The 26,116-nt window shown below is 61.9% G+C and carries 29 protein-coding genes and 1 pseudogene; 25 read left to right on the top strand and 5 right to left on the bottom strand.

Features of this window, described 5'->3' with window-relative positions; translation table 11 throughout:
- Window positions 1–350, top strand: a 350-nt coding sequence (locus tag N5D45_RS07085; protein WP_279938667.1) for a hypothetical protein, incomplete at its 5' end; no start/stop codon positions are given.
- A 41-nt stretch (window positions 351–391) separates the two neighbouring features.
- Here N5D45_RS07085 and ccsA read toward each other — a convergent pair.
- A complete protein-coding gene (gene ccsA, locus N5D45_RS07080) occupies window positions 392–1,186 on the bottom strand; it encodes a cytochrome c biogenesis protein CcsA (protein WP_010483269.1) in 795 nt (264 codons plus the stop codon).
- Window positions 1,187–1,308: 122 nt separating this feature from the next.
- Here ccsA and ffh point away from each other — a divergent pair, with 122 nt between their 5' ends.
- The 10 genes and pseudogenes from ffh (at window position 1,309) to N5D45_RS07030 (ending at window position 8,387) form a co-directional block, all read left to right on the top strand.
- The gene (gene ffh, locus N5D45_RS07075) at window positions 1,309–2,685 is read left to right on the top strand and encodes a signal recognition particle protein (protein WP_010483267.1); all 1,377 of its coding nucleotides are present in this window, start codon (window positions 1,309–1,311) and stop codon (window positions 2,683–2,685) included.
- A 144-nt stretch (window positions 2,686–2,829) separates the two neighbouring features.
- Window positions 2,830–3,906: a nitronate monooxygenase gene (locus N5D45_RS07070; RefSeq protein ID WP_049411343.1), complete on the top strand. Its 1,077-nt coding sequence runs from the start codon at window positions 2,830–2,832 to the stop codon at window positions 3,904–3,906.
- Window positions 3,903–4,685 carry an aminotransferase class IV family protein gene (locus N5D45_RS07065; protein WP_279938666.1) on the top strand — a complete coding sequence of 261 codons (783 nt, stop codon included), beginning with the start codon at window positions 3,903–3,905 and terminating at the stop codon, window positions 4,683–4,685. The genes N5D45_RS07070 and N5D45_RS07065 overlap by 4 nt, the downstream gene beginning before the upstream one ends.
- A 130-nt stretch (window positions 4,686–4,815) precedes the next feature.
- A complete protein-coding gene (gene rpsP / locus N5D45_RS07060) occupies window positions 4,816–5,076 on the top strand; it encodes a 30S ribosomal protein S16 (RefSeq protein ID WP_005415733.1) in 261 nt (86 codons plus the stop codon).
- Between the two features lie 44 nt (window positions 5,077–5,120).
- The gene (gene rimM, locus N5D45_RS07055) at window positions 5,121–5,633 is read left to right on the top strand and encodes a ribosome maturation factor RimM (protein WP_010483256.1); all 513 of its coding nucleotides are present in this window, start codon (window positions 5,121–5,123) and stop codon (window positions 5,631–5,633) included.
- 8 nt (window positions 5,634–5,641) lie between these two features.
- Window positions 5,642–6,409, top strand: a complete 768-nt coding sequence (trmD, locus tag N5D45_RS07050) for a tRNA (guanosine(37)-N1)-methyltransferase TrmD (protein ID WP_279938665.1) — start codon at window positions 5,642–5,644, stop codon at window positions 6,407–6,409.
- 154 nt (window positions 6,410–6,563) lie between these two features.
- Window positions 6,564–6,965 (top strand): 50S ribosomal protein L19, encoded by a 402-nt coding sequence (gene rplS / locus N5D45_RS07045; protein ID WP_005415736.1) that lies wholly within the window; start codon window positions 6,564–6,566, stop codon window positions 6,963–6,965.
- A gap of 82 nt (window positions 6,966–7,047) precedes the next feature.
- Window positions 7,048–7,428: a DUF6404 family protein gene (locus N5D45_RS07040; protein ID WP_010483248.1), complete on the top strand. Its 381-nt coding sequence runs from the start codon at window positions 7,048–7,050 to the stop codon at window positions 7,426–7,428.
- A gap of 79 nt (window positions 7,429–7,507) precedes the next feature.
- Window positions 7,508–7,941: pseudogene (locus N5D45_RS07035) on the top strand (DUF1801 domain-containing protein).
- A gap of 38 nt (window positions 7,942–7,979) precedes the next feature.
- On the top strand, window positions 7,980–8,387 hold the full coding sequence (locus N5D45_RS07030; protein ID WP_057502584.1) for a DUF1801 domain-containing protein: 408 nt from the start codon (window positions 7,980–7,982) through the stop codon (window positions 8,385–8,387).
- 74 nt (window positions 8,388–8,461) lie between these two features.
- On the opposite strand, the gene N5D45_RS07025 is transcribed toward N5D45_RS07030, so the two are convergent.
- Window positions 8,462–9,934 carry an MATE family efflux transporter gene (locus tag N5D45_RS07025; protein ID WP_043396657.1) on the bottom strand — a complete coding sequence of 491 codons (1,473 nt, stop codon included), beginning with the start codon at window positions 9,932–9,934 and terminating at the stop codon, window positions 8,462–8,464.
- A 62-nt stretch (window positions 9,935–9,996) separates the two neighbouring features.
- Here N5D45_RS07025 and N5D45_RS07020 point away from each other — a divergent pair, with 62 nt between their 5' ends.
- The 3 genes from N5D45_RS07020 (at window position 9,997) to N5D45_RS07010 (ending at window position 11,954) form a co-directional block, all read left to right on the top strand.
- Window positions 9,997–10,236, top strand: coding sequence for a hypothetical protein (locus tag N5D45_RS07020; protein WP_010483240.1), 240 nt, complete (start codon window positions 9,997–9,999; stop codon window positions 10,234–10,236).
- Window positions 10,237–10,245: 9 nt separating this feature from the next.
- On the top strand, window positions 10,246–10,653 hold the full coding sequence (locus tag N5D45_RS07015) for an RNA-binding S4 domain-containing protein (RefSeq protein WP_010483238.1): 408 nt from the start codon (window positions 10,246–10,248) through the stop codon (window positions 10,651–10,653).
- A gap of 113 nt (window positions 10,654–10,766) precedes the next feature.
- Entirely contained in the window at window positions 10,767–11,954 is a 1,188-nt protein-coding gene (locus N5D45_RS07010) for a cellulase family glycosylhydrolase (protein ID WP_279938663.1), read from the top strand.
- A gap of 72 nt (window positions 11,955–12,026) precedes the next feature.
- Here N5D45_RS07010 and N5D45_RS07005 read toward each other — a convergent pair whose 3' ends face one another.
- From N5D45_RS07005 to mutS, 3 genes are all read right to left on the bottom strand, one after another.
- The gene (locus tag N5D45_RS07005) at window positions 12,027–12,629 is read right to left on the bottom strand and encodes a DUF937 domain-containing protein (protein WP_010483234.1); all 603 of its coding nucleotides are present in this window, start codon (window positions 12,627–12,629) and stop codon (window positions 12,027–12,029) included.
- 108 nt (window positions 12,630–12,737) lie between these two features.
- A complete protein-coding gene (locus N5D45_RS07000; RefSeq protein WP_167345303.1) occupies window positions 12,738–14,249 on the bottom strand; it encodes a catalase in 1,512 nt (503 codons plus the stop codon).
- A gap of 318 nt (window positions 14,250–14,567) precedes the next feature.
- Entirely contained in the window at window positions 14,568–17,123 is a 2,556-nt protein-coding gene (mutS, locus tag N5D45_RS06995) for a DNA mismatch repair protein MutS (protein ID WP_228355354.1), read from the bottom strand.
- Window positions 17,124–17,381: 258 nt separating this feature from the next.
- Between mutS and N5D45_RS06990 the strand changes: the two genes are divergently transcribed.
- The 11 genes from N5D45_RS06990 (at window position 17,382) to N5D45_RS06940 (ending at window position 26,113) form a co-directional block, all read left to right on the top strand.
- Window positions 17,382–19,241, top strand: a complete 1,860-nt coding sequence (locus N5D45_RS06990; protein WP_050483472.1) for an integrase family protein — start codon at window positions 17,382–17,384, stop codon at window positions 19,239–19,241.
- Window positions 19,234–19,647, top strand: a complete 414-nt coding sequence (locus tag N5D45_RS06985; RefSeq protein ID WP_279938660.1) for a hypothetical protein — start codon at window positions 19,234–19,236, stop codon at window positions 19,645–19,647. The genes N5D45_RS06990 and N5D45_RS06985 overlap by 8 nt, the downstream gene beginning before the upstream one ends.
- Window positions 19,648–19,650: 3 nt before the next feature.
- A complete protein-coding gene (locus N5D45_RS06980) occupies window positions 19,651–20,391 on the top strand; it encodes a hypothetical protein (protein WP_279938659.1) in 741 nt (246 codons plus the stop codon).
- Window positions 20,378–20,866 carry a helix-turn-helix domain-containing protein gene (locus N5D45_RS06975; RefSeq protein ID WP_279938658.1) on the top strand — a complete coding sequence of 163 codons (489 nt, stop codon included), beginning with the start codon at window positions 20,378–20,380 and terminating at the stop codon, window positions 20,864–20,866. The genes N5D45_RS06980 and N5D45_RS06975 overlap by 14 nt, the downstream gene beginning before the upstream one ends.
- A gap of 146 nt (window positions 20,867–21,012) precedes the next feature.
- Window positions 21,013–21,450 (top strand): hypothetical protein, encoded by a 438-nt coding sequence (locus N5D45_RS06970; protein ID WP_032956337.1) that lies wholly within the window; start codon window positions 21,013–21,015, stop codon window positions 21,448–21,450.
- Between the two features lie 84 nt (window positions 21,451–21,534).
- Window positions 21,535–21,840 (top strand): hypothetical protein, encoded by a 306-nt coding sequence (locus N5D45_RS06965; RefSeq protein ID WP_279938657.1) that lies wholly within the window; start codon window positions 21,535–21,537, stop codon window positions 21,838–21,840.
- A 596-nt stretch (window positions 21,841–22,436) separates the two neighbouring features.
- Window positions 22,437–22,661, top strand: a complete 225-nt coding sequence (locus tag N5D45_RS06960; protein ID WP_032956336.1) for a hypothetical protein — start codon at window positions 22,437–22,439, stop codon at window positions 22,659–22,661.
- Between the two features lie 57 nt (window positions 22,662–22,718).
- The gene (locus tag N5D45_RS06955) at window positions 22,719–24,335 is read left to right on the top strand and encodes a DUF5906 domain-containing protein (protein ID WP_279938655.1); all 1,617 of its coding nucleotides are present in this window, start codon (window positions 22,719–22,721) and stop codon (window positions 24,333–24,335) included.
- Window positions 24,332–24,655: a hypothetical protein gene (locus N5D45_RS06950; RefSeq protein ID WP_032956332.1), complete on the top strand. Its 324-nt coding sequence runs from the start codon at window positions 24,332–24,334 to the stop codon at window positions 24,653–24,655. The genes N5D45_RS06955 and N5D45_RS06950 overlap by 4 nt, the downstream gene beginning before the upstream one ends.
- A 151-nt stretch (window positions 24,656–24,806) precedes the next feature.
- Entirely contained in the window at window positions 24,807–25,022 is a 216-nt protein-coding gene (locus N5D45_RS06945; protein WP_032956330.1) for a hypothetical protein, read from the top strand.
- Window positions 25,019–26,113: a zincin-like metallopeptidase domain-containing protein gene (locus N5D45_RS06940; RefSeq protein WP_279938654.1), complete on the top strand. Its 1,095-nt coding sequence runs from the start codon at window positions 25,019–25,021 to the stop codon at window positions 26,111–26,113. Before N5D45_RS06945 ends, N5D45_RS06940 begins: the two co-directional genes overlap by 4 nt.
- Window positions 26,114–26,116: the final 3 nt, after the last annotated feature.

Genomic DNA, 26,116 nt, shown 5'->3' with positions numbered 1-26,116 from the left:
CGACGACGGGCGATGGCGACCTGCTGGAACCGCCGCCCGCGCTGGTCAGCCCCGGCTTCGGCAAGGCCCTGCGCGGCGAGCGCGCCTGCCAGCAGCGCGAAGAGGGCATCTGCACGATCGATTCCGATCCGTGGCTGGATGCGCAGGACGGCGACATCGAAACCCCTGTGCGTTACAGCTGGAAAGAGGCGTCGGCCACCGCCGGCGAGGTCGAGATGCGCTATTCGGTTTGGAAGAAGGCCTACGTGACCCGTCTATCGATGGTGCGCCAGGGGCAGGGCTGCTGGCAGGTCGATGACATCCTCACCAACAGCGGCCGTTCGGTGCGGAAGATCCTGGCCCAGCCTTGACGTTAGCGCCGGTGGCTGCCGACCGTTGGTCGGCACACCGCCTATCGCGAATGCCCGAACACCAGCTCGATCACGAACTGGCTGCCGAAGAACGCCAGCAGCAGCAACAGCATCGCCGCCAGCGTCCAGTGCACCGCCTTCATGCCGCGCCAGCCGTAGCGGCGGCGGCCGATCAGCAGCACGCCGAACACGATCCACGACAGCACGCTCAGCACGGTCTTGTGTACCAGCTTCTGTGCCAGCAGGTCGTCGACGAACAGCACGCCGGTGACCAGGGTCAGGGTCAGCAGCGCGAAGCCGACGGTGATCACCCGGAACAGCAGCGATTCCAGGTCGGCCAGCGGCGGCAGCGCCCGCAGCCACGGGCGGAACTCGCGGCGGCGCAGTGCGCGCTCCTGCAGCCACAGCATGATCGCCAGCAGCGCGGCGATGCTCAGCGTGGCGTAGGCCAGCAGCGCCAGCCAGGCGTGGCTGGCCAGGCGCCAGCCCAGCACCTTGCTCGGTTCGTGGCCGTAGCCGTGGTAGGCCAGCAGCAGCACGGCGGCCAACGGGAACACCACCACGCCCAGTGCCGACATCCGCCCACGCGCGCCGACCAGCGAGGTCAGCCACGCCATGCCCAGGCCGACCAGCGACAGCGCGGCGAAGAAATGCATGTCCGGCCCGCCGTTGGTACGCATCGCCACCATCACGTGGTAGCCGCCATGCAGCAGCATCGCCGGCAGGGCGGGCCACAGCCAGGTGGGGGAACCGGTGCTTTCATCGCGGCCGAGCGCGCGCACCAGCAGGGCACTGGCAGCCAGGTAGAGCAGGACGGCGATGAGAACGATTGTCATCGTTGCAGTTTCGCATACCCCTGCGATAGTGGCGACGGCCCCGTGGTCGCAGTCCGGGGAGGGGAGCGGACCCGTTATACTGTCTGCCTTATTGTCCCCCGCTTTCAGACAGGTTGCGTCGCATGTTCGAGTCCCTGACCCAGCGCCTTTCCGGCACCATCGAGCGCCTGCGTGGCCGCGGCCGCCTGACCGAGGAGAACATCCGCGAGGCGACCCGCGAAGTGCGCATCGCGCTGCTTGAAGCCGACGTTGCGCTGCCGGTGGTGCAGGCGCTGATCGAGCGCATCAAGGTGCGCGCGGTCGGCCAGGAAGTGCTGAAGTCGCTGACCCCGGGCCAGGCGCTGATCAAGGTCGTGCGCGACGAGCTGACCGCAGTGATGGGTGCTGAAGCCAGCGACCTGAACCTGAATGTCCCGGCCCCGGCCATCATTCTGATGGCAGGCCTGCAGGGTGCCGGCAAGACCACCACGGTGGGCAAGCTGGCCAAGCACCTGAAGGAAAAGCGCAAGAAGAAGGTGATGGTGGTGTCGGCCGACGTTTATCGTCCGGCCGCGATCGAGCAGCTGAAGACCCTGGCCGAGCAGGTCGGCGTGCTGTTCTTCCCGTCCAGCGCCGACCAGAAGCCGGAAGCCATCGTGCGCGCCGCCATCGACGATGCACGCAAGTCGTTCGTCGACGTACTGCTGGTCGATACCGCCGGCCGCCTGGCCATCGACGAAGCGATGATGGCCGAGATCAAGGCCCTGCACGCGGCGGTGAACCCGGCCGAAACCCTGTTCGTGGTCGACGCGATGACCGGCCAGGACGCAGCCAACACCGCGAAGGCCTTCGGCGATGCGCTGCCGCTGACCGGCGTGGTGCTGACCAAGACCGACGGCGACGCCCGCGGCGGTGCCGCGCTGAGCGTGCGCTACATCACCGGCAAGCCGATCAAGTTCGTCGGTGTCAGCGAAAAGCCGGAAGGCCTGGACGTGTTCCACCCGGACCGCATCGCCAGCCGCATCCTCGACATGGGCGATGTGCTGTCGCTGGTCGAGCAGGTCGAACAGCAGGTCGACAAGGACAAGGCCGCCAAGCTGGCCGAGAAGGTCGCCAAGGGCAAGAAGTTCGACCTGAACGACATGCGTGACCAGCTCGAGCAGATGCAGAACATGGGCGGCATCGGCGGCCTGATGGACAAGCTGCCGGGCCTGGGCAACATCCCCGACCATCTGAAGCAGCAGGTCAGCCAGGGCAAGGAAGTGCCGCGCATGATCGCCATCATCAACTCGATGACCAAGAAGGAACGGCGCAATCCGAACCTGCTCAACGGCTCGCGCCGCGCGCGCATCGCCAAGGGCTCGGGCGTGACCCCGGCCGACGTCAACAAGCTGATGAAGCAGTACATGCAGATGGAAAAGATGATGAGCAAGATGGCTGGCGGCGGCATGAAGGGCATGTTGCGCAGCATGAAGGGCATGATGGGCGCCATGGGCGGCCGCGGCATGCCGTTCCGTTGATGACGGCCCGGTCGCAGTCTGATGTAGCGCCCGAGCCTGTGCTCGGGCGGCGGCGCGCAGGCGACGCAACAAGCCGCCGGGCAGGCTCGACTCTACCCCCGCCCTGCGCGCACCATGGGGGCCTGTCCGAAACGATGGGCCGTCATGCAGAGTTCCGCTGTATCATCCCGCGTCGAGGCGTTCTGCCGGCGCTTTGACGTTTCCGTTCCGATCCTGCTGGCACCGATGGCCGGCGCCTGTCCGGTGCCGTTGTCGGCCGCGTTGGCCAATGCCGGCAGCATGGGTGCGATGGGCGCGGTGCTGTCGTCATCTGCCGATATCGGTCGCTGGATGGAGGACTTCCGCGCGACCTCCACCGGCCCGGCACAGGTGAACCTGTGGGTGCCTGACCCCGTGCCGACCCGTGACGTTGCCGCCGAGGCCGCCAGCCGCGCCTTCCTCGCGCAGTGGGGCCCGGACGTGCCGGCCAGCGCCGCCGATGCCACGCCCGCCGACTTCGAAGAACAGTTCGCCGCGCTGCTGGCGGCGCGTCCTGCGGTGGCCTCGACCATCATGGGTGTGCTGCTGCCGCGCCACGTGCAGCAGCTAAAGGACGCCGGCATCGCCTGGATCGCGTGCGCGACCACGTTGTCTGAAGCACGCGCTGCCCAGGACGCCGGCGCCGATGCCGTGGTGGCGCAGGGCGTGGAAGCGGGTGGGCATCGTGGTTCATTCGATCCGGCGATGGCCGAGCGCCAGCTGGTCGGCCTGTTCGCGCTGCTGCCACGGCTGGCCGATCACCTGCACATCCCGGTGATTGCCGCCGGCGGCATCGCCGATGGCCGTGGTATCGCCGCCGCACTCACCTTGGGCGCCAGCGCCGTGCAGATCGGCACCGCGTTCCTGCGCACGCCGGAAGCGGCGATCGCCTCGGCGTGGGCCGATGGGCTGGCCGCCAGCGAACCGGAAGACACCTGGCCGACCCGTGCCTTCAGCGGTCGTCTGGGCCGTGGTCTGGCGACACCCTACGTGCGCGCCGCCGCCGCAGAAGGCGCCCCGGCGCCGCGTCCGTACCCGGTGCAGCGCGGCCTGACCGCGCCGATGCGCAAGCAGGCCGTGCAGGAAAACCGCCTGGCCGCGATGCAGGCCTGGGCCGGGCAGTCGGCATGGATGGCGCCGGCACAGCCGGCCGCAGACGTGCTGCGCGGCATGTGGAGCCAGGCGCAGGCACTGCTGCGATGACGCTGACCTGCAACGGCCAGCCGGCGCAGGTGGAGGATCTGCTGCCGGTGCTCGTCAACTACGGCCACTTCACCTCGCTGCAGGTGCGCGACCACGCGGTGCAGGGACTGGACCTGCATCTGGCGCGGCTGTCGCATGCCACGCGCGAGCTGTTCGGTAGCGAGCTGGATATGGCGCAGGTGCGGGCTTGGATGGTGCAGGCGCTGCGGCAAGCGGGGCAGGGCGATGCCTCGTTGCGGGTGACGGTGTATTCGCGCCACTTCGATTTCCGCAATCCGCTGGCGGCGGTGCCCGTGGACGTGCTGGTGGCGGCGTCCGCGCCGGTGACGCTGACCGCCTCCAAGCGTGTGCGCAGCGTGGCCTGGCAGCGTGAACTGCCGCAGATCAAGCACGTCGGCACGTTTGGCCTGTTCGCCGAGCGCCGTGCGGCGATGGCGGAAGGATTCGACGATGTGCTGTTCGTGACCGTCGATGGCGAAATGAGTGAAGGCAGCACCTGGAACCTGGCCGTGCACGATGGTGAACGGCTGCTCTGGCCGCAGGCGCCGGCCCTGCGCGGGACCGCCGAGGCGCTGCTGAAGCAGCATTGGCCGGGGGCGCAGGCCACGCAGCCATTGCGGCTGGCGGATATGGCCGGCGTGAAAGCCGCTTTTGCCTGCAACGCCAGCGGTCTGTGGGCGCTGGAGGCCATCGACGGGCATGTCCTGCCCGGCTCGCAGGCACTGGCTGAACAGGGCAGAGCGGTGCTTGCGGCGGTGGCTTGGGACGGTTTGGGGTGAAAAGCCCGCCGGGCATGGCCCAGCACTACCGTGAAGGCTGGTCACCCATGGGGTTGGCTCGGCCGGGCTCTGCCGCTATAATCGCCCGCTTACCTCGCCATCCTGGCGACTGGGCAATAGGAAAAACACCATGGTCAAGATTCGACTGACCCGCGGCGGCGCCAAGAAGCGTCCGTTCTACCACATCATCGTGACCGACGTGCGCAGCGCGCGCGACGGCCGCAACATCGAGCGCGTTGGCTTCTACAACCCGGTCGCCCAGGGCGCCGAGAAGCGCATCGAGCTGGACCTGGCCCGCGTTGACCATTGGGTCAAGAACGGCGCCCAGCCGACCGACAAGGTCCGCAACCTGATCAAGGAAGCGACCAAGTCCCAGGCCGCTGCGGCCTGATCCTGACGGGCCACGCTTCGGCGTGGCCCTTTTGGTTGAAGCAGATGAAAGATATCGAGCGCCGCATCCTGCTGGGCAGGGTTGTCGGCGCTTTTGGTGTGCGCGGCGAGATCAAGCTCGAGTCCTGGACCGAGCCACGTTCCGCCATTTTCCGTTACCAGCCGTGGATCGTGCGCAGCCCGTCCGGCGTGGAAACCACGATTGAAGGTGTACGCGGCCGCGACAGCGGCAAGCACCTGGTCGCCCGTTTCCCCGGCGTCGAGGACCGCGATACCGTCGAAGCGATGCACGGCACCGAGATCTACGTGGCCCGCAGTGCATTGCCGCCGCCGAAGCCGGACGAGTACTACTGGGTGGACCTGGAAGGCCTGGATGTGAAGACCACCGAGGGCGTTGCCCTGGGCCAGGTCTCGCATCTGTTCAGCACCGGCGCCAACGACGTGGTGGTGGTCCGGGGTGACCGCGAGCGGATGATTCCGTTCGTGCAGCCGGACTTCGTCAAATCGGTCGACTTCGAGGCCAACCTGGTCGTGGTCGACTGGGATCCCGAGTTCTGAGTGTGAGCATGCGTTTCGACGTCATCACCCTGTTCCCCGAGTTCCTCGCCCAGTCCGCTGGACTGGGCGTGGTCGGGCGCGCGCAGGAGAAGGGGTTGTTCAGCCTGCATGGCTGGAACCCCCGTGATTACGCCGAAGGCAACTACCGCCGGGTGGACGACCGTCCGTTCGGCGGCGGCCCGGGCATGGTGATGCTGATCGAGCCATTGCAGGCCTGCCTGCAGGCGATCCGCGATGCTGATCCGACCCCGGCGCGGGTGATCTACCTCAGCCCGCAGGGGGCGCCGTTGACCCAGGCCAAGGTGCGGGAACTGGCGGCGCTGCCGCGCATGGTCCTGCTCTGCGGCCGCTATGAGGGCATTGATGAGCGTTTCCTGGAGGCCAATGTCGACGAGGAGATTTCCCTCGGCGACTACGTGCTGTCTGGTGGCGAGCTGGGCGCGGCGGTGATCATAGACGCCGTGGCCCGGCTGCAGGACGGGGCCCTGAACGACGCTGAATCGGCGGCCCAGGACAGCTTCGAAGGTGACTTGGGCCTGCTCGACTGCCCGCACTACAGCCAGCCGGCCCAGCACCCGCTGGGGGATGTGCCGGACGTGCTGCGTTCGGGCAACCACGTGGCCATCGCCGCCTGGCGCCGCCAGCAGTCGCTGGTCCGTACCGCCCAACGGCGCCCGGACCTGCTGGATGAACAGGCGCTGGGCAAGGCCGACCGCAAGCTGCTGGACCAGGCCCGCCAAGCCCGCCAGGCCCGGAAACACAAGGCCAGCCCCTAGCGCAGGGCTGGCCTTATCGGCTATCATGGCCAATTCCCGTCGACCCTGGTCGGCGCGCGCAGTACCCAAAACAAACGTGCAGCACAGTCCGGTGACTGCATGAGCCTACGTTGTCGATACGACACGCCCACCCGAACAAGAATCGGTGTAACCCATGAGCAAGCTGAACAAGTCCATCGTCGCGGAATTCGAATCCGCCCAGATCACCCGTGAACTGCCGAAGTTCAGCCAGGGCGACACCGTTGTCGTCAACGTGAAGGTGAAGGAAGGCAGCCGCGAGCGCGTGCAGGCCTACGAAGGCGTCGTCATCGCCACCAAGAATGCTGGCCTGAACTCCTCGTTCACCGTCCGCAAGATCTCGCACGGCTACGGCGTCGAGCGCGTGTTCCAGACCCACAGCGCCATCATCGACTCGGTCGAAGTGAAGCGTCGTGGTAAGGTCCGCGCCGGCAAGCTGTACTACCTGCGTGGCCTGGAAGGCAAGGCTGCCCGCATCAAGGAAGACCTGGCTGCCGCTGCTGCCGCCAAGGCTGCCCGTCTGGCCGACAAGGCCTGATAAACAACTTCGGTTGTTGCCGCAACGGCCACCTTCGGGTGGCCGTTTGCGTTTCCGGCATCGCATCGGCCACGATCGGGTGATGAATGACATCAACCGGCACTATCCGCCCGTGATCCAGTCGGCGTTGCGCTTCCTCGACGGCAAGGGGCTGGCACGCGTGCAATCGGCGCCGTTGCTGCATCGCCTGCTGTGGCGCGTGGGCATCGCACTGCCACCGCCGATTCTGGCCGGCTTCGGCACCAACGCGCTGGTGCAGGGCCTGTTGTTTGGGCTGTTCTGGACCGCGCTGATGTGGCTGATGCTGTGGCAGGGCAGCGAGCGCCCGCTGGCGCTGTTGCTGGTGGCCGGGCTGTTGGCCGGTGCGCTGTTCGGCGTGGTGATGGCGGCCCTGATGCGCTCGCTGCGCCGCCACCGCAAGCTGCCGGACTGGCGGCAGTTCCGCGCGCGGCAGGCGGACTGAGCCGATGGCGCACTGCGCCGTGACCGCCAGGTAAGGGTCGCGCTAGGCTGCGGTTCCATCCCGATGGACGTGCCGTGCGATGCCTGCCAAGCGAACCGCACCTTCCGCCGCCCCACGCTGTTGTCCGGCGGCAATCCGCAGATCGCCAAGGGCGAGGGCAATGCCCCGGTGCAGGCGTATATCGCGGCGATGCCGGACTGGAAGCGTCTGATCGGCGAACAGCTGGATGCGCTGATTGAACAAGCCGTACCCGGGGTGCACAAGGCGGTGAAGTGGAACTCGCCGATGTATGCGGTGGCCGCGGGCGAAGGCTGGTTTCTCAGCTTCCATTGCTTCACCCGCTACATCAAGGTGGCGTTCTTCCGCGGCGCTGCACTGACGCCCGTGCCGCCGGAGCCGTCCAAGAGTGCCGATACGCGCTACCTGCACATCCCGCAGGATGGCGCGCCGGATGAAGCGCAGTTCCTCGACTGGGTGCGCCAGGCCGCCGCGCTGCCCGGTGAGCGCATGTAACCCCGACGTTCTGGTTTCCTCCCCGACGAGAGCTGCTGATGGCCACGCATGCACCGAACCCTGCCGATGCCGGAACCCCGGCAACTGAACTGATCGATGCGCGCATCGCCGAACTGGGCGACTGGCGTGGCAAAGTGCTGGCACGCGTGCGTGCGTTGATCCATGAAGCGCTGCCGGACGTGCAGGAAACCTGGAAGTGGCGCGGTACACCGGTGTGGGAGCACAACGGCATCCTGTGCACCGGCGAGACCTACAAGCAGGCGGTGAAGCTGACCTTCGCCAACGGGGCGGCGCTGGCCGATCCGAAAGGCCTGTTCAACGCCAGCCTGGAGGGCAACACGCGGCGCGCGATCGACATCCATGAAGGTGCGATGCCGAATGCCGCTGCGTTGAAGGCGTTGCTGCGCGCGGCGGCGGCGTTCAACGCGGCGAAGAAGAAACGCTGACCGCCTCCTGTAGCGCCGAGCCCATGCCCGGCTTGGAGGGCCGCGCCTGTGCGGACCAACGGTCCGCACCCACCTCAGCGCGGCGGAGTGGCATCCAGCGCGGCATCCGGGTCGGCCACCGGCGACGGTGGGCAGGCCGGAATTTCCGACGGCGTGGCCAGTTCTTCGGCGTGCGAAGGCTTGCCCATCATCTTCGCCTTGCGCCAGCCACCCCAGCGGTAATACGCCAGCGACAGCAGCATCGACACCAGCGAACTGACCGGGAAGCTCCACCAGATCGCATCGGCGCCCCAGTACGGCTGCAGCAGCTCGGCGAACGGCACGCGCACGCCCCACAGCGAACCGGCCAGGATCAGCAGCGGCGGAATCACCGCGCCGGTGGAGCGCACCACGCCGGAGATCACGAAGCTGACGCCGAAGAACAGGAACGAGCCGATCACCACGTGGTTGAGGTGGCGGGCGATGTCCAGCGCCTGGCTGGCCGGCGGCAGGAACAGGGCCAGCAGCTGGCGATCGAACACCACCAGCGGCAGGATCAGCGCGCCGGTCAGCAGGAAATTGAACAGCACGCCCTGGCGCGCGGTGCCGCGCACGCGGTCCCAGCGCTGCGCACCGACGTTCTGCGCGGCCATCGACGAGCACGCGGCGCCGATCGCCATCGCCGGCATCTGCAGGTAGTTCCACAGCTGCAGCGCGGCGCCGTAGCCCGCGCCGGTGTCGGTACCGTACTGGTTGACCATGGTCATCAGCAGGATCACCGACAGCGAGATCAGCACCATCTGCAGGCCCATCGGTACGCCCTTGACCACCAGCGCCTTGAGGATGGCCAGGTCGAGCTTGAACAGGCGCATGTCGGCACGGCCCAGCCACAGCGTGTGGCGCTTGTGCCGCATGTACAGCAGCAGGCCGGCCAGCGACAGCGTCTGCGCGACCAGCGTGGCCCAGGCCGAGCCGGCAATGCCCAGCGCCGGGAACGGGCCCATGCCGAAGATCAGTACCGGGTTCAGCACGATGTCCAGTGCCACCGAGACCATCAGGAAACGGAACGGCGTGCGCGAGTCACCGGCACCGCGCAGCGCGGCGGTGAGGAAGGCGAACGCATACAGCGTCGGCATCGCCAGGAAGATGATCTGCAGGTAGGCCTCGGCCAGCGGCAGCGAGGCGGCCGGCGTGCCCATCGCCGCCAGCAGCGGATGGGCCATGAACCAGCCGGCGATGGCGATGATCACCGACAGGCCGATGAAGAAGGTGGCGCTGGTGCCAACCACGCGCCGCGCCTGCGCGATGTCGCGCGCGCCGATGGCCTGGCCGATCAGGATGGTCGAGGCCATGCCGAAGCCGAACACCGAGCCGATCAGGAAGAACATGATGTTGTTGGCGTTCGCGGTGGCGGTCAGTGCCGCCTCGCCGAGGAAGCGCCCGACCCAGACCGCATTCACCGAACCGTTCAGCGACTGCGCGATGTTGCCTGCCAGGATCGGCAGGGAAAACAGCAGGAGATTGCGGCCGATCGGGCCGGAGGTCAGGTCAATCGGCGCTTTGGCCATGGAGTGGTGATCGAATCCCGGGAGGCGCACACTAGCACCAAGCCGGTTTGCAGGATGTGGCAATGCATCAACGACTGCAGATGAAGCGGAGCGTGGCGCTGGCCTTGATCGGCGCCGCACTGGCCGCATGTTCGACAGGTGACCGGCTGGGCGATACCCAGGTGCGGCCAACCGACCGCCCCGAGTGCCTGGTCGGCAGCCAGCGCCAGGATCTTTCCGCCGGCGTACCTACCCTGATCGGGGGCAGCGGCTGCCGCACCGATCCCGACAACCCGCGTCCCCTGAACAAGCGAACGGAGTAGTCCCTGCCGATGACCGAGCTTTCCCCGCTGTCGCCCAGTGTCCGCCTGGACATCTGGTTGTGGGCGGCCCGCTTCTTCAAGACCCGCAGCCTGGCCAAGCAGGCCATCGAAACCGGCAAGGTCAGCGTCGCGGGCCAGCGTCCGAAATCCTCGCGCGCGGTGCGTGTGGGTGAGCAGCTGCAGGTGGATCGCGGCGAAGAGCATTTCGAGATCCGGGTGCTCGGCCTGAGCGACCAGCGCGGGCCCGCACCGGCGGCGCAGCAGCTGTATGCCGAGAGCGAGGCCTCCAAGGCCCGTCGTGCCGAACAGCGTGCGCTGCGCATCGCCGCACGCGATGGGTTCCAACCGCCAGAGCACAAACCGGACAAGCGCGCGCGGCGGTTGATCCGCGCGCTGGGCGATATCGACGCGCTCTGACCGAACGGCGATTCCGGTGCATGGTTCCTATCGCGGCGCGAGAGGAGGCGTGAGTCACGGTGCATTCGGAAAGGGCGGGGCAGGCTGGAAGTCCACTTTCTGGAAGCCTGCCCATGCATCGCATGCTGTTATGCCTGTCCCTGCTTGCCGCCGCGCCATTGCACGCGGCCGACATCACGTTCTGGGACACTCCGCAGCGCGGGGGCAACAGCATGAACATGTCGCCTCCGGACCGGAGCTACTTCGAGGCCCTGCGCGCGACCGGTGCGACCTGGGTACGGCTGGTAACGGACAAGTGGAAGGGGCAGGGCGGGCGTGACTTCCTGATTGGCAACGCCGACGACTACCGTAGCCTGGTTCCGGCCGACCTGGCCACGCTGCGGCGGGTGCTGGATGATGCCGACGCGGCTGGGCTGAAAGTGGTGCTGACTCCTTTGTCGTTGCCGTTGCTGCGCTGGAAGCAGCACAACGGCGACAAGGTCGATCCGCGCCTGTGGCAGTCCTTCGACAATCACGCGCCGGCCCGGCGCTTCTGGAGCGACCTTGCCACGGCATTGAAGGGCCATCCCGCACTGGCCGCCTACAACCTGATCAACGAGCCGGTTCCCGAGTATGGTGCTGGCCTGGCCGAGCATGCCTCGGCCGCGGCCATGCAGCAGTGGTACGCCGGTGTGGAAGACGGTCCACGCGATCTGCGCCGCTTCTATTCGGAACTGATCGCCAGCATCCGTGCGGTCGATGCGGACATGCCGTTGATGCTGGATGCCGGCTGGTACGCCGCTGCCGACGGTTTCAACTACTGGCCGGCGCCGCTGGCAGATTCGAAACTGCTGTACAGCGTGCACATGTATGAGCCGTATGCCGCAACCAGCGCGCCTAACCAGAAGCGCACCACGCCGTATCGCTACCCAGGCATGGTGCCGTTTGGCGAACACATCGAACGCTGGGATGCCGCGCGGGTCCGCAGTTACCTGCAGCAGCCGATGGACTGGGCGAAGACGCACGGCGTGAGGGCCAACCGCATCGTGGTCGGCGAATTCGGCTGCATGCGGCGCTGGCCCGACTGCGGCCGCTACCTGCAGGACGTGCTGCAGGTGCTGGAGCAGGACAAGGTGCACTGGGCCTTCTACGCGTTCCGCGAGGATGGCTGGGATGGCATGGACTACGAGCTGGGCGACAGTCCGCTGCCGTGGTCGTACTGGCAGGCGCAGGAGAAGGGGAAGACCGTGGCGCCGCCGCGTTCGATGAAGGCACCGGTGTTTGCGCCGATCCTGGAGCGGTTGAAGGCGGGCAACCGGTAAGACGCCGGGCATTGCCCGGCGCGTCCCATGGAGATGCCGATCACGCCGGGCCACGCCCGGCGGCGGCATCGTTCAGCGCTTGCCACCCAGCAGGCTGCCGCCGATCTTGAGCAGATCGCCCACGCCGAGCTGGCCGTCACCGTCCTGGTCCAGCAGGCTGCCGAGCAGGCCACCGGCAAGACCGCCCTGTTGCTGCACCTGCTGCTTTTCCTGGCCCAGGGCCTGGCTGAGCGAGCCGGCATCGGCCTGGCCGCCACCGAGGCGCTGGGCAAGGAAGGCCATCACGATCGGCGCGAGGATCTGCAGCAGCTGGCTGGTGCGGCCGCTGTCGAGCTGGGTGGCCTGGGCCAGGCCGGTTTCCACCTTCTGCTGGCTGCCGCCGAAGATGTGGCCGAGGATGCCGGCGCCATCGCTGGCGGCACCGCCGCCGCCGCCACCCAGCACCGAGCCGAGCACGCTGCCCAGGTCCAGGCCACTGTGGTTGTTCTGCAAGGCGCCGAGCAGTGCCTGCGCGCCCTGCGGCTGCGAGGCGTTGTTGCCCAGCGCGCCCATCAGCACCGGCAGCGCGGCACTGATCGCGCCGGAAGCCTGGGTATCGCTGATGCCGAGCTGCTGCGACACCTGCTGCAGCGGGGCGCCCTGCAACTTGGCGAGAAGTTCATCGGTCAGGCTCATCTGCGGGATCCTTGATTGGGGTTGGGCGTGCAGAAGGTACGACGCGGACCGTTAAAACGGCGACGCCGCCTCGCAGGGAGGCGGCGTGCCGTTCACGGGGGAGGGCGATCAGAGCTCGATGTCTTCGGCGCCCGGGGTGGCGGTGGGGAACTCCGCTTCCGGCTGGGCCGGCTTGAACGGATCCGACGGCTGGCTGGCCAGCGCCTTCAGCGCCGCGGCCACACCGGCACCGTAGGCCGGGTCGGCCTTGCTGCAGTTGTCGATGTGGCGCTGCTTGATGAAGTCCGGCGCATCGCCCAGGGCACGGGCGGTGTTGGCGAACAGGCGGTCCTTCTGTGCCTGGTTGTAGCTGCGGAACAGCGCACCGGGCTGGCTGAAGTAGTCGGCGTCGTCCTCACGGAAGTTCCAGAAGTCGGCGTCGCCGCGGATCTTCATCGGCGGCTCGCGGTACTCCGGCTGCTCCTGCCACTGGCCGTAGCTGTTCGGCTCGTAGTGCGGCAGGCCACCGTAGTTGCCGTCCACGCGCATCGCACCGTCGCGGTGGTTGCTGTGCACCGGGCAGCGTGCGGCGTTCACCGGAATCTGATGGTGGTTCACGCCCAGGCGATAGCGTTGCGCATCGGAGTAGGCGAACAGGCGCGCCTGCAGCATCTTGTCCGGCGACGGGCCGATGCCCGGCACCAGGTTGCTCGGTGCGAACGCTGACTGCTCCACGTCCTGGTACCAGTTGACCGGGTTGCGGTTCAGTTCGAACTGGCCCACTTCGATCAGCGGGTAGTCGCTCTTCGGCCACACCTTGGTCAGGTCGAACGGGTGCACGCGGTAGGTTTCCGCATCCAGTTCCGGCATGACCTGGATGAACAGCTTCCACTTCGGGAAGTCACCCTTCTCGATCGCGGCGAACAGGTCGCGGCCGTGGCTTTCGCGGTCATGGCCGACCAGGATCTGCGCCTGCGCGTCGGTCAGCGATTCGATGCCCTGCTGGCTGACGAAGTGGAACTTGACCCAGAAGCGCTCACTGTCGGCGTTGGTGAAGCTGTAGGTGTGCGAGCCGAAGCCGTGCATGTGGCGGAAGCTGCGCGGGATGCCGCGGTCGCTCATCACCACGGTCACCTGCAGCAGGGCTTCGGGCAGCAGCGTCCAGAAATCCCAGTTGTTGCGCGCGCTGCGCAGGTTGGTGTGCGGATCGCGCTTGACCGCCTTGTTGAGGTCAGCGAACTTGCGCGGGTCGCGCAGGAAGAACACCGGCGTGTTGTTGCCCACCAGGTCCCAGTTGCCTTCTTCGGTGTAGAACTTCAGCGCGAAGCCGCGGATGTCGCGCTCGGCGTCGGCGGCGCCACGTTCGCCGGCCACCGTGGTGAAGCGGGCGAACATCTCGGTCTGCTTGCCGACCTTCTCGAACAGCTTGGCGCGGGTGTACTTGCTGATGTCGTGGGTGACGGTGAAGGTACCGAACGCGCCCGAGCCCTTGGCGTGCATGCGACGCTCGGGAATGATCTCGCGGTTGAGGTTGGCCAGCTTTTCCAGCAGCCAGACGTCTTCCATCAGCAGCGGGCCGCGTGGGCCGGCGGTCTTGCTGTTCTGGTTGTCCACCACCGGCGCGCCGAAGGCCGTGGTCATCGGGGTCACCGGATCATCGCCCTGCTTCTGTTTCGGCGTGGTGCTCAGCTCGCGCTGCTGCTGGGCGCCTTCCGCAGGCGACGGCGCGGTGTGATACGGGCATTTGGGGCTGTTGTTATCGGACTGGCTCATGGCTGGCTCCTGCGGGTGAAGACGGGGTGGAACATCTTCACTCGACTTTAGCTAGCGCCAGATGAAATGAATAATCGAATGATTCGTTCAGGTTGATAGATTCTGTCAATTGAAACTTAGAATCAGATCTGCGAAATCTTTCGATGGGCCTCCTGCGAGGCAGGAGGCCAAGCGCTTGCGCTGCGGCTACAGCAGCGCTTTCAAGCGATACAACGCTTCCAGCGCCTGCTTCGGCGTCAGTTCGTCCGGATCGATGGCGGCCAGTGCTTCCTGTGCCTTGTTCGATGGCGCCGCGAACAGGCCGAACTGCTGCGGTGCATCCAATGCCTGTGGTGCCAGCTCGGCGGCATGGCTTTCACCACCGCGCTGTTCCAGCTCGGCCAGGCGACGGCGCGCCTGCGCTACGGTGGCGCGCGGCAGGCCTGCCAGGGCCGCCACCTGCAGGCCGAAGCTGCGGTTGGCCGGGCCGTCCTTCACCGCGTGCATGAACACCAGCGCTTCGCCATGCTCGACCGCATCCAGGTGCACGTTGGCGATGCCGCTGCGGCCGCCCTCGTGCTGCTCGTCGGCCAGCGCGGTCAGCTCGAAGTAGTGGGTGGCGAACAGCGTGTAGCAGCGGTTCTGGTAGGCCAGGTGGCGGGCCACCGCGTCGGCCAGCGCCAAGCCATCGTAGGTGGAGGTGCCGCGGCCGATCTCATCCATCAGCACCAGCGAATGGGCGGTGGCGTGATGCAGGATGTAGCTGGTCTCGGCCATTTCGACCATGAAGGTGGACTGCCCGCGGGCCAGGTCATCGCCGGCGCCGATGCGGGTCAGGATGCGGTCGATCGGGCCGATCAATGCGCGGCTGGCCGGCACGAAGCTGCCGATGTGGGCCAGCAGCACGATCAGCGCGTTCTGTCGCATGTAGGTCGATTTACCGCCCATGTTCGGGCCGGTGATGACCAGCATCCGGCGGTCCGGATGCAGGTCCAGGTCGTTCGGTTCGAACGGCTGCTCGCGTACCGCCTCGACCACCGGGTGGCGGCCGCGTTCGATCTTCAGGCACGGCTCGGCCTGCAGTTCCGGCCGGGCCCAGTCCAGCGACTGCGCGCGTTCGGCGAAGGCGGCCAGCACGTCCAGTTCGCTGAGTGCGGCGGCGCACTGCTTCAGCGGCTCCAGCTGCCCGCCGAGGGTACCCAGCAGCTGCTCGTACAGGTACTTCTCGCGCGACAGCGAACGGTCGCGCGCGGACAGCACCTTGTCCTCGAACGCCTTCAGTTCTTCGGTGATGTAGCGCTCGGCATTGGTCAGCGTCTGGCGGCGGGTGTAGTGCACCGGCGCGCGGTCGGACTGGCCCTTGCTGATTTCGATGTAGTAGCCATGCACACGGTTGTAGCCCACCTTCAGGGTGGCAATGCCGCTGCTTTCGCGCTCGCGCTGTTCCAGGTCGACCAGGAACTGGTCGGCGTGGGTGGACAGGCGGCGCAGTTCGTCCAGCTCTTCATCGAAGCCATCGGCCAGCATGCCGCCGTCGCTCAACTTCAGCGGCGGCATCTCGGCGATGGCGCTGGCCAGCAGCTGCGCGCACTCGTCGTGCTCGCCCAGCGCCGCATGCAGGGCCTGCAGGCGTGGTGAGTCCAGCGGGGCCAACACGTCGCGCACCGCCGGCAGCAGGCCCAGGCCGTCGCGCAGGGTGGAGAAATCGCGCGGGCGCGCTGAGCGCAGCGCCACGCGGGTGAGGATGCGTTCCAGGTCGCCAAGGCGGCGGAACTGCTCGCGGATGTCAGCGTCGCTGCCGCGATCGATCAGGGTTTCCACCGCATGGTGGCGCTGTACCAGCACCTCGCGCAGGCGCAGCGGACGATGCAGCCAGCGCCGCAGCAGGCGTCCGCCCATCGGCGTCACCGTGCTGTCGAGCACGCCCAGCAGCGTATTGCGGGTGTCGCCATCAACACGCGTATCCAGTTCCAGATGGCGGCGGGTGGCGGCGTTCATCGCGATCGCCTCGCCGGCAGTCTCCATCGCGATGGAGGTCAGGTGCGGCAGGCGCTGCTTCTGGGTTTCCTCGACATAGCCGAGCAGGGCGCCGGCGGCAGCGGTCGCGCGCGGCTTGTCATCGATGCCGAAGCCGCTCAGGTCATGCAGTTTGAAGAAGTTCAGCAGCTGGCGGCGGCCACTGTCGGCATCGAACAGCCACGGCGCGCGGCGACGCACGCCGGTGCGCTGGCGCAGGAACTCCGGCCAGTTTTCTTCGTCGGGCACCAGCAGCTCGGCCGGCTCCAGCCGTGCCAGCTCGGCTTCCAGGGCGTCGTCGGTTTCCACTTCGTTGACCAGGAAGCGGCCGCCAGCCAGGTCGGCCCACGCCAGGCCGTAGCCCTGCTTGCTGCGCGACAGGGCCATCAGCAGGGTGTCGCGGCGTTCATCCAGCAGCGCTTCGTCGGTGACCGTGCCGGGAGTGACGATGCGCACTACCTTGCGCTCGACCAGGCCCTTGGCCAGCGCCGGGTCGCCGATCTGTTCGCATATCGCCACCGACTCGCCCAGTGCCACCAACCGCGCCAGGTAGCCTTCATAGGCATGTACCGGCACGCCGGCCATCGGGATCGGTGCGCCCCCGGAGCTGCCGCGCTGGGTCAGGGTGATGTCGAGCAGGCGCGCCGCCTTGCGGGCGTCGTCATAGAACAGTTCGTAGAAGTCACCCATGCGGAAGAACAGCAGCAGGTCCGGGTAATCGGACTTGGCCGCGAAGAACTGCTTCATGGCGGGTGTATGACCCGATAAGTCGTTGTTTTTCATGAATTATTGAAGCTAATCAGCACGTTAGACGAGGCGGCGCGGCGACAACTTGAGACACCAGAGGGCGCCGTAGGACGCTTGTGGGCACAAAAAGTGTCCATCTGGTGTCCATGGGAGACGGCGGGGCTGAAACAGTGTGTCCACGGGCGTTTTGCATAGTACAGTCGGCGTATGCCGCAGCGCCATGGACACAGCAATGTATCCACGACAAGGGTGACAGAGATGAGCAAGCAGCGATACAAATTGAGCGATCGACAGTTGCGGGCGTTGACCATCAATGAGCGTCCGGCATTGGACGCCAACGGCAAGACGGTCATTGAACCGAACCCGGACCCCAAGCCCTACCGCTTTGTGGACGACACGCAAGGAGCGCCCACAGGGTTTGGTGTGTACGTTGGCACCAGCGGCAATTCATTTGAAGTGCGCAAGCGGGTGGGGGAGCGTGTGGTGCGCGTGTCTCTGGGCTCCGTGGACGACATGTCGATCGTCCAGGCGCATGAAAAGGCCCGAACGGAAATTGCGTACATTGTGCAGTCGGGAGGGGAAAGCCCCCGGCGCAGGGACGCCCAAGAGCGCAGAACGACGAGCGCAAAGCACATTACGGTGCGCGCCTGCATGGAGCGCTATATCGAACGTCTGGACGCGCAAGTGGAGGCCGGCAAACGCAAGGCCAACAGCACTAAGGCTGTGCAAAACAGCTTGGCGCGACTGGCGCGCAATGAGGTGGCGCTTGCGGACATCCAAGTTCGCGATTTGACCCACGACCAAATTGTGAAGGCGTGGAACGCCTTGCGCACGTCGGCAATGCTTAAGTCCAACCGGATCCCCGCAGAGGTCAAGCCACTGTTGGCCGCAAAGGAAAAATGGTGGTCATTGCCGATGGAGGATTACGCGGCCATGGGCTTGTCAGGGAAATATATTCAACGGGCCAAGTCGGCAGGCATTGAGGCCGTTGAACACACCTTTGCCGATTTGAACCGGGCCATTGAAATTGTTCTGAGACAAGAACGACTGGACGCGCACAGGGAAGGGCGGGAGGTCGCAATTCAGTTCAACCCTGTTGAGTCACTGTTTGATTTGGAACTGTGGCGAGGCGCCAAAGAGAAGCGCGAACACTACCGCAAAGCCCAGGTGCGCAATCCGCTGGGCAAAGAGGACGGCACATTGTCCACGGTGCTAAAGACGTTGGTGTTTCGCAGGAATTTGCAGAACAAACACAACGCCGTTGCGGTGGACTATTTGCTGTTGACGCTGCTGTGGGGCGCGCGACGTAACGAGGCCACTCAATTGCAGTGGTACGACAAGGTATCCAAAGACGATCTTGCCAATGAGCGAGTGTCTTGGGTGTGGCTTGCGCCCAATGCTGGTGATATCAACCCCAGCACCAAACGTCCTGGCTCGCAGGTGTTCTTTCACGACACAAAAAATGGTGAGGTCCGTTTTCTGCCTGTTGCCTACTTTGCAGAAAAAATCCTGATCCAACGATTGAACGACGCAAAGGACGCCGAAGCGCAATTGCCCAACGAATTGGAGCGTGCAAGGAGGGGTGTGGATGAGGTCAAAAAGACGACATCCGACTACATGACAATTGCCAAAGCGCAGCGTGAAGTGTATCGGGTTGAGCAAAAGGCTGATCGAATGAAATGGGTGTTCCCAGCCCGTTCCACACGCTCAAAAGAAGGCCACTACAGTGACAGCAAATCCATTATCAAAAACGTGCGTGTGGACGCGGGAATGTTGGATTTGCGCCAGGAGATTGACATTGGTTTGACGCCCCACGATTTGCGCCGAACTTTGGGGAGGTTTGCCGAGGCCCTTATGTCCGGCCGCATTGTCTCTGACATGCTCAATCACAAAGTCAACAATGGCTCGGCCAATGTCACGGACCTATACAATGAGCAGGAGTGGGGGGCTTTGCGGGAGGCTTTTTCCAAAGTGGAAGAGGTCATGATTTCGACCAGTCCCCGAGTTTGGAATGTGTTGAAGGGTGCGGAAAAGCCATTTTTGGATGAACTGAATGACAAGATGCCCGTCATTCATTCGGGGCTGCGTCCGGTTAAAGGCGAGGAAGATGATGAGTAACGGAATGCTTTTCGTTGACGAACTCACGGAAAAGAGGAGGGTGCGGGAACATTCCGTGGAAGAATTGAGGGTTCTGTACCGCGATGTGCGCGACTTCAAAAGACTGGTTGAGGACGCAAAACGTATGGATCAACGCACCGCCGAAACCACGTACACCCAATTTGCGCTCAGACGCTTTCAGGAGTTGAGGTGCTTGTTTCATCCCATCAATGAACGATTGGCAGCGCTGGACAGTGATGAGATCCGGCGAAGCCGGAACTGGATCCTTGAGAACTTCTCAAACGCTCTAACTGTTCAACGCAAAGACCGCCTAAAGGGGAAGATGGGTGCAACAATTGGAAGTCTGGGCTGTATCTTGGACGAAATTCAAGGTATCGGTGTGGACATCCAGATCAAAGAGGTTTGACCAATGAGTGCTGTGACACTTAAGCGTGACGCTGATGGCTACCAAGCACTGCGTGCGAGCGAATTGGAGGCCGAGATTGAACGCGCCAAATCCGGGGCAATTCAGTCCGTGGGGCGCGAAGCGGCGTCCTATTATTTGGGGATTCACACACGCACCTTGTCGCGGTACAACGCGCAAGGTATGGGGCCAAAGTCAACAAGTTTAAGCAGCAGCGGTGGCCTGGGCCAAACGGCAAAAGTGTTCTATAAGCTGGCCGATCTGGACGAATGGCGCGAGCAGTTGTCGGCGTCAAGCTACAAGGAACGCAAGATCAAATCGGCCGTGGCCGCAAAGAAGACGGAATTGGCGCTGCTGGAATTGGAGCTTGAAAACAAGGGGCTGCAATCTGAGATTGCACGTCTAAGGCGTCTGCTGGATAAGAAGAGCATGGGCTTTGCTGGGATCCACGACGCCACGTCATCACTGCCTTGGATCCATGATGACAAGTCGCGCCTGCTAGGAACGGTTTACGATTTGAGCGAGGAGGACGTAATTTCAGCGCTGACCGAAGCCCGTATTGAACACCTGTCAGCATTGGAGGCATTGGAGCTTCAGTGGGCGGATATCAATGTATTCGTGCAATGGGCTGACACCGTTCGTGTCGCACTCACTTCTGGAATAGGGGATTTGGACGAGCTGCGCCTGTCCAGGGTCCAACGGCACGAACTGTTGCGTCACATTGGAGGCAGCGATGGCGAAGGTTGACGAACAGCAGAGGCAAGCGCTCGCCCAAGCGCCTGGGGATCTGCACTTAACCGCTGCACAAGCTGCAGTGTTGATGCAGGTCAGCACGAAGACGTTGCAGCGCCTGCGCAATCAAGGCTTGCCGCCCCCCACCATTGGGGAACGCCCTGCACGCACCGATGAGAGATGGTCCACCACGCCTGTGCGCTACAGAAAGAGCGACGTGGACGCGTGGCTCCAACACCCCGTAATGCCCAGTGTGCATTTCCATGCGTTCCAGGTGGCGAACGGGGTCATCGTGGCCCACGCCAACCAACTGGACGACAACACGGTTGTGGACGGCATCTATGACTTGATCACCGAAATGGAGTGGGGAAGCACGGAATTGATGATTGAAGCGCAACAGTTGTTGTTGGATGAGCAGCAGCAACAACGCGATGTGGTTCAAGAACGTATTGCCGCGCACGAACGGAACGTCCTGACTCAAGCATTGTAATAATGCTGCGTTAAGCCCCAGTCCCTAGTTGTCCCTTGCAGTCCTTTGCAGCCCCCAATTTGGGGGCTTTTTTTTTGTCGCAAATAAATCCAGCCGAACGCAATATTTGCTTGCCGCAACGACGCGGTGACCGAAAGGAAATATCAATGTTGGATTACGCCATTAACCCCGCCCACGAAGCATTCGTTGTCATTGGATTTGGCCCGCTCGCAGTCCTCGCGTCGGACCTTGCCTCATCAGCTGACCGTGAAAATGATCTTAAAAAACTGATCATTAAATCGAGTGCGGAAATGCATTTTATGCGCGAAGGGAGTTCCACGAACGTTATGTTGTCTCGCCTTAATACATTTGCTGCCGAGACCTTGACGGAGTTTGCTGTTGCAAAGTACGACTTCGATGAGCTTCGCAAGCTGTTTGAAGCGTGCTTGTGTGTTTTCACCAGCGAGAAGGGCGTGTGTTTGGAGTGGATTGGTGGCAGTCAGGAACTCATTGGCACCGTCAACAAACAACTCAAAAAGGACTTCTGTGATTTTGCTGAGGAGTACGCGAGGGTCTATGCAGTGGGCATGAGTGAGGTCGGGTGAAATGAAAAGTCATTTGAATTGCAATGGCTGATAACGCAATGAAATACGTAGGAAGGCAAATCTAAATTAACACGGGAGAAAGTAATGGGAGCATACACATTTTTTTATGGAAAAGAACTTAATGCAGGCATGTCAGTGGCCGAATTGAAAGCGGCGCGGGAAGAAAGCTGCGCGGCATTCAAAGCAGCGATTAACGCATATTCAGTGCACGACAACCCAAGCTCAACAATCCGGAAGAGGCGCATTCATTACTTGATGATGTTCTCTACTGACGTGTACCCGGAAGGGTTGGGAGTGATGCACGGAATTCGTCACTCCGATCGATCCGGAATTGTTCCGGCTTTTCGTGATTTCATGGTCGAAAACAGGAGCCGGTTCTTCCAAAATTAGACCTGGTGATGTGAGGTTGGTCTCAGGGTTGTTGTTTGAAATAATAAAACGCAATGCAAATTATTGGATGAGTAGGGTGGCCCACAATACACCCTACTCACCACAAAGCATTGCGGCAGTAGCTTTCTGAGGGGTGAGTAGGTGAGTAGGGTGGAATTTTATAAATATTTATGAAAATTGCTTAAAAGTGGTGCGGGAATGCATTTTTATATATAACTTTTAAAGGTTTTACCCTACTCACCCTACTCAATATGGCTGAAATGCTTATGTGCCAAAGGTTTTGAGTGAGTAGGGTGGTTCATTTTTACCCTACTCAAGACCCTACTCAAGACCCTACTCACGCAATAATTTGTATTGCAATATATTCAACAAGATTTGGCTCAAGCCATTGTGGCGCAAGGGTTTGAATGGGATTTTGATGTAGGGGCAAAAAAAACACTGAAGTTGCATCGTGAAATAGGCGGTATTGACTCGGGTTAAATGACGCAAATAATTTGCGCCGTAAGGCTCTTGAATTTTGCAATGCAAAATATGCTTGACAAGATAAAAAAATAAATTAGAACTGGTTGGTGTTTATTTAAATGTGGAGGTTTTTTATGGGTGACGTTTTACAATTCAAGATCATCAAAAAAAGGAAGCCGTATCGTCGTCGCGCACGGCCTCAGAAAGTCAATCGAACATTTCGCTTTGACCAGGAGAAGTTGGCGCTTCTGGAAGACGTGGCGCAACGCAGTGGATTGACCGTTTCAGAGTACATCCGCGAACTCACAGATTTGGCTGTTCAGGACGGTTGGTTGTTCCAGTCGGTCAAAAAAGCATAAAAAACCGCGCGGCGGCAACCGCGCGGTTTTAGAGAGGTAAAACTATAGGAGAAAAATATGTCTGCAATTAACGTATCAAATAACGTTGGTGTGTCAACACCATCACCCGCGGTCGCGAAAAAAACTAAGCCAAAAGCAAAAGCAGGTCAGCCGAAGATCAAAAAAATCAACAGCGCGAACATTGTGACCTCCCACACACCCGCGTGGAACTGGGTCAATTACATCAACAGTGGCGCGTGTGGGGACTGGGCGATGGCAAATGGTATTGCCTATAAGTGGAACGGGGTCTTCTGGGACACGGTGTCGCTGTCCGAGGGCACGGCAATGGCATCACAATTCCTGTTCAATCATATGCCGGACAAAGCCACCAATGCTGCGTCCATGGATTGTTTCAAATTTTCAGTGAACTCCCTTGAGCCACTTCCTGAGCGGAATGGATCAACGTTTGTTATTGCTACAAAGAATGGCTATCTACATGTTGACAATGAAGGCGTGGTCACAGTTCTTCCAGCGGACAAAAAACTTGGGTTGACTTTTGGGGTCAACGCCACCGTAAGCACTGCGTACAACAAGCGCCACACACCTCAATCGGTCCCCGCCAACTCGATGTTTGGGCGGTTTCTGGCCAGCGCATTGCCGGACTTGGATATTCGCGCTCTGGTGCAAGAACAGTGTGCATTGACGCTTATTCCGGGTCCCCATCAATTGGTGTGGTGGTGGGTCGGAACGGGCGGCAATGGCAAGGGCGTGATGTCGTCAATCATTCGGGGCTTCCATCACCGCACGGCTCAAATCTGGCTGGATAAGTGTGGTGAACCACAGATGCTTGCAAACTGCGTGAACTCCAGTTTGATCTTCACCCCGGAAGTTAAGAAGGGGGCACGCGGCATTGATCAAGAGGCGTTCAAAGCCCTCAGCGGTGGAGATTTGCTGACCGCTAAGTTTTTGTACCGCGATATGGTGGAGTTCGTAAACACATCGTGCCACATCGTCAGTTCCAACGACGAACCCATGATCACCGACGCAACAGACGGCATGTACCGCCGCTTGTGCGTGGTCAAGTGGAGCCAACGCCACGGTACGTACCAGGCCATTCAAAATCTTGCTGAGCGTATTCTCAAGGATGAAGCTCACATAGTCCTAGACTGGTTGCTGGAAGGCGTCAGCCGCATTGTGAAGCGCGGCGGTTTCCTCCCCGAAAACGAGTGGCCGGAAGCCTCCAAAACGTTCAAACACTCTATTCGCAACAAAAATGATTGTGTTGGTGCGTGGCGTGAGGATGTCGGTATTGTGCCCGACGCCAACACCTTGACTCCCAAATCTGAGGTGTACAACTCGTACGTCAAATTCTGCGAAGGTGATGGCCGTTACGTGCTTAACGCGCCGCAGTTCTGGACCCGTTTTTGGGCCATGCCAGGGTTTGAGCGGCCCCAGTCCCCTCGCGGCGATACGCGGCGTATTGAGGGTGTCCAGGTCAATTGCGTTCGCGCCCGCTTTGCCGTGCAGCCGCGCTACGAACTGCCGACTGGCGAGCTTCTTATGCCGTCCAGCCCCCTCGATCGCTCGCAAGCACTTAAAGAGGTTGATGAGCAGGTCTCTTTCAATGCTGTCCCCGCTGTTTTGCAAATGAGTGATAAAGATTTTATGGACGACGAATGGAGGTTCCTGCAATGACGAACACAAACAAAGACATCGAAGAGGCATTCTGCGCGGCTTTTCAGCAGCTGTACGAAGATCCTCAACAGTTGCAGGAGAGGGCGCGTTGGGTGGCGCAAGGTTTTACACACTTGCACAAGATGCCCTCTCATATGTTGCACGAATGGAACGCGATGATTGCGACTAAGGGTGAGTTGATGCTGGGATATGGAAAGGTTAGAGAAGGGGTTGATGAACAGTTGCATGCGCACGTGCAATCAATGGCCCTTCATGGTCACTGTCTGCGTCTGTTGGAGGTCATGACCAACGTGCACCGGAGGAATGAGGATGGACGATAGTTAAAAGTACGATGCATACAAGAATGGCCGCCCTCGGGCGGCTTTTTTGTGCGTGATACTTTTTTTAAACACTGAATTGCGAAACACCAAAAAGCTTGACTTTCAAATTTTCATCCATTTAATGATTTTCAATAATTTGGAATTACATATCATGAATTCAGAACAAGAAGAAGACTGGTGGGACGATCTGATCGCGGCAGAGCGGTTCGCTGTGTACAAGGTTGGTGGTGATTTAAGAATTCTCTTGCACCACGACTTTGACGACGCAAGCGTACAGCTTCTCACGGTTGACGAAGTTCTGTACCGCATACGGCAAGCATTGGAAAAAGGGGTGAGCATTTCTATTAACTTGGAGGCACGGTTATGAGCGCATCAAACGAATTGAAGCAGGACATTGCAGAACGGTTTTACGACCAACTAAGAGAACGCCGGTCCATTTTGGACTATGGATTCAACGAAAAAGAAAAGCCGCTGCCGGTCATTGGCGGCTGGCCGATTGGAGCAAGTGGCTACCCATTCAAGGATTTCAACGCACTTCAATTGATGACTGTTGCGCTCGATCGTGGCTTCACAAGCCCCATCTATATGAAGTCCGAGCAAATCAAGAAGAATGGGTACTACATCGCGAAAGGCGAAAGCAAAGCCACAAAGATTGAAAGCACCTACAAGCAAGAGGATGGCGAAATCAAGTCGGTAATGTCGGTGTGTTTCAACGGCGATCAAATCAAAAATTTGCCACTAACCCAGCAACAGTTCGCCTGGAACGGTAAGGCCGAAACTCGTGACACGTTCTTGGACGATCTGATCGCCAAGACTGGCGCCAAAATTTCCTTTGATCCCATGAACGCGCCCTACTACGAGCGTTCAACCGACACCTTGTATATGCGGCCCCAGTCGGAATACACATCCAAGCACCCGGACGGCAAGAGCGCGTACTACCACGATCTGATGTTCGTTCTGAGCGATTGGGCCACGCACCCCAGCCGCTACCAAGGCGTGCAACCTGGGGAACAGGGCAGCGAGCAGGACAGCCAATACCGCTTGGGCCGTCAATTGGCGTTGTTGCAGATCGCCAGCCGTTTGGGGATGACCTACGAGCCCGACGACAGCGGTTGGACTCAAAACTACATCAACAGCCGACCCAACTGGCAAGAATTGCTGCGGGCATCGAAAGCTGCAGACGCAATCCTGAAAACAATTGGAGTGCCGGAAGTCCAACACGAGCCCGTGCGCTCCAAGGTTTGGAAGCAGGAGACATCACAAGCGTTCCACCCGACCGTAAAACCCGCTGAGCAAGAGCAGGCACAACTCGATCCTGTGCAGTCGTTTGTTGAAGACAAGTTGCAAGTGATCCATGTGGCGGACAAGCCCAGCAAAGAAGTTGGTAAGGCCGTTAAGAAAGCTGCTGCAAGAAAGCTCAATGGAGCGGCGAAGAAAGAACAAACACTATCAATGTGAGGT

Origin of the sequence: Stenotrophomonas sp. GD03819 (assembly GCF_029841665.1) — a bacterium.
GTDB lineage: Bacteria > Pseudomonadota > Gammaproteobacteria > Xanthomonadales > Xanthomonadaceae > Stenotrophomonas > Stenotrophomonas geniculata.
Note: the sequence above shows the minus strand (reverse complement) of the source record. Positions and strands in the feature narration are given on the sequence as shown.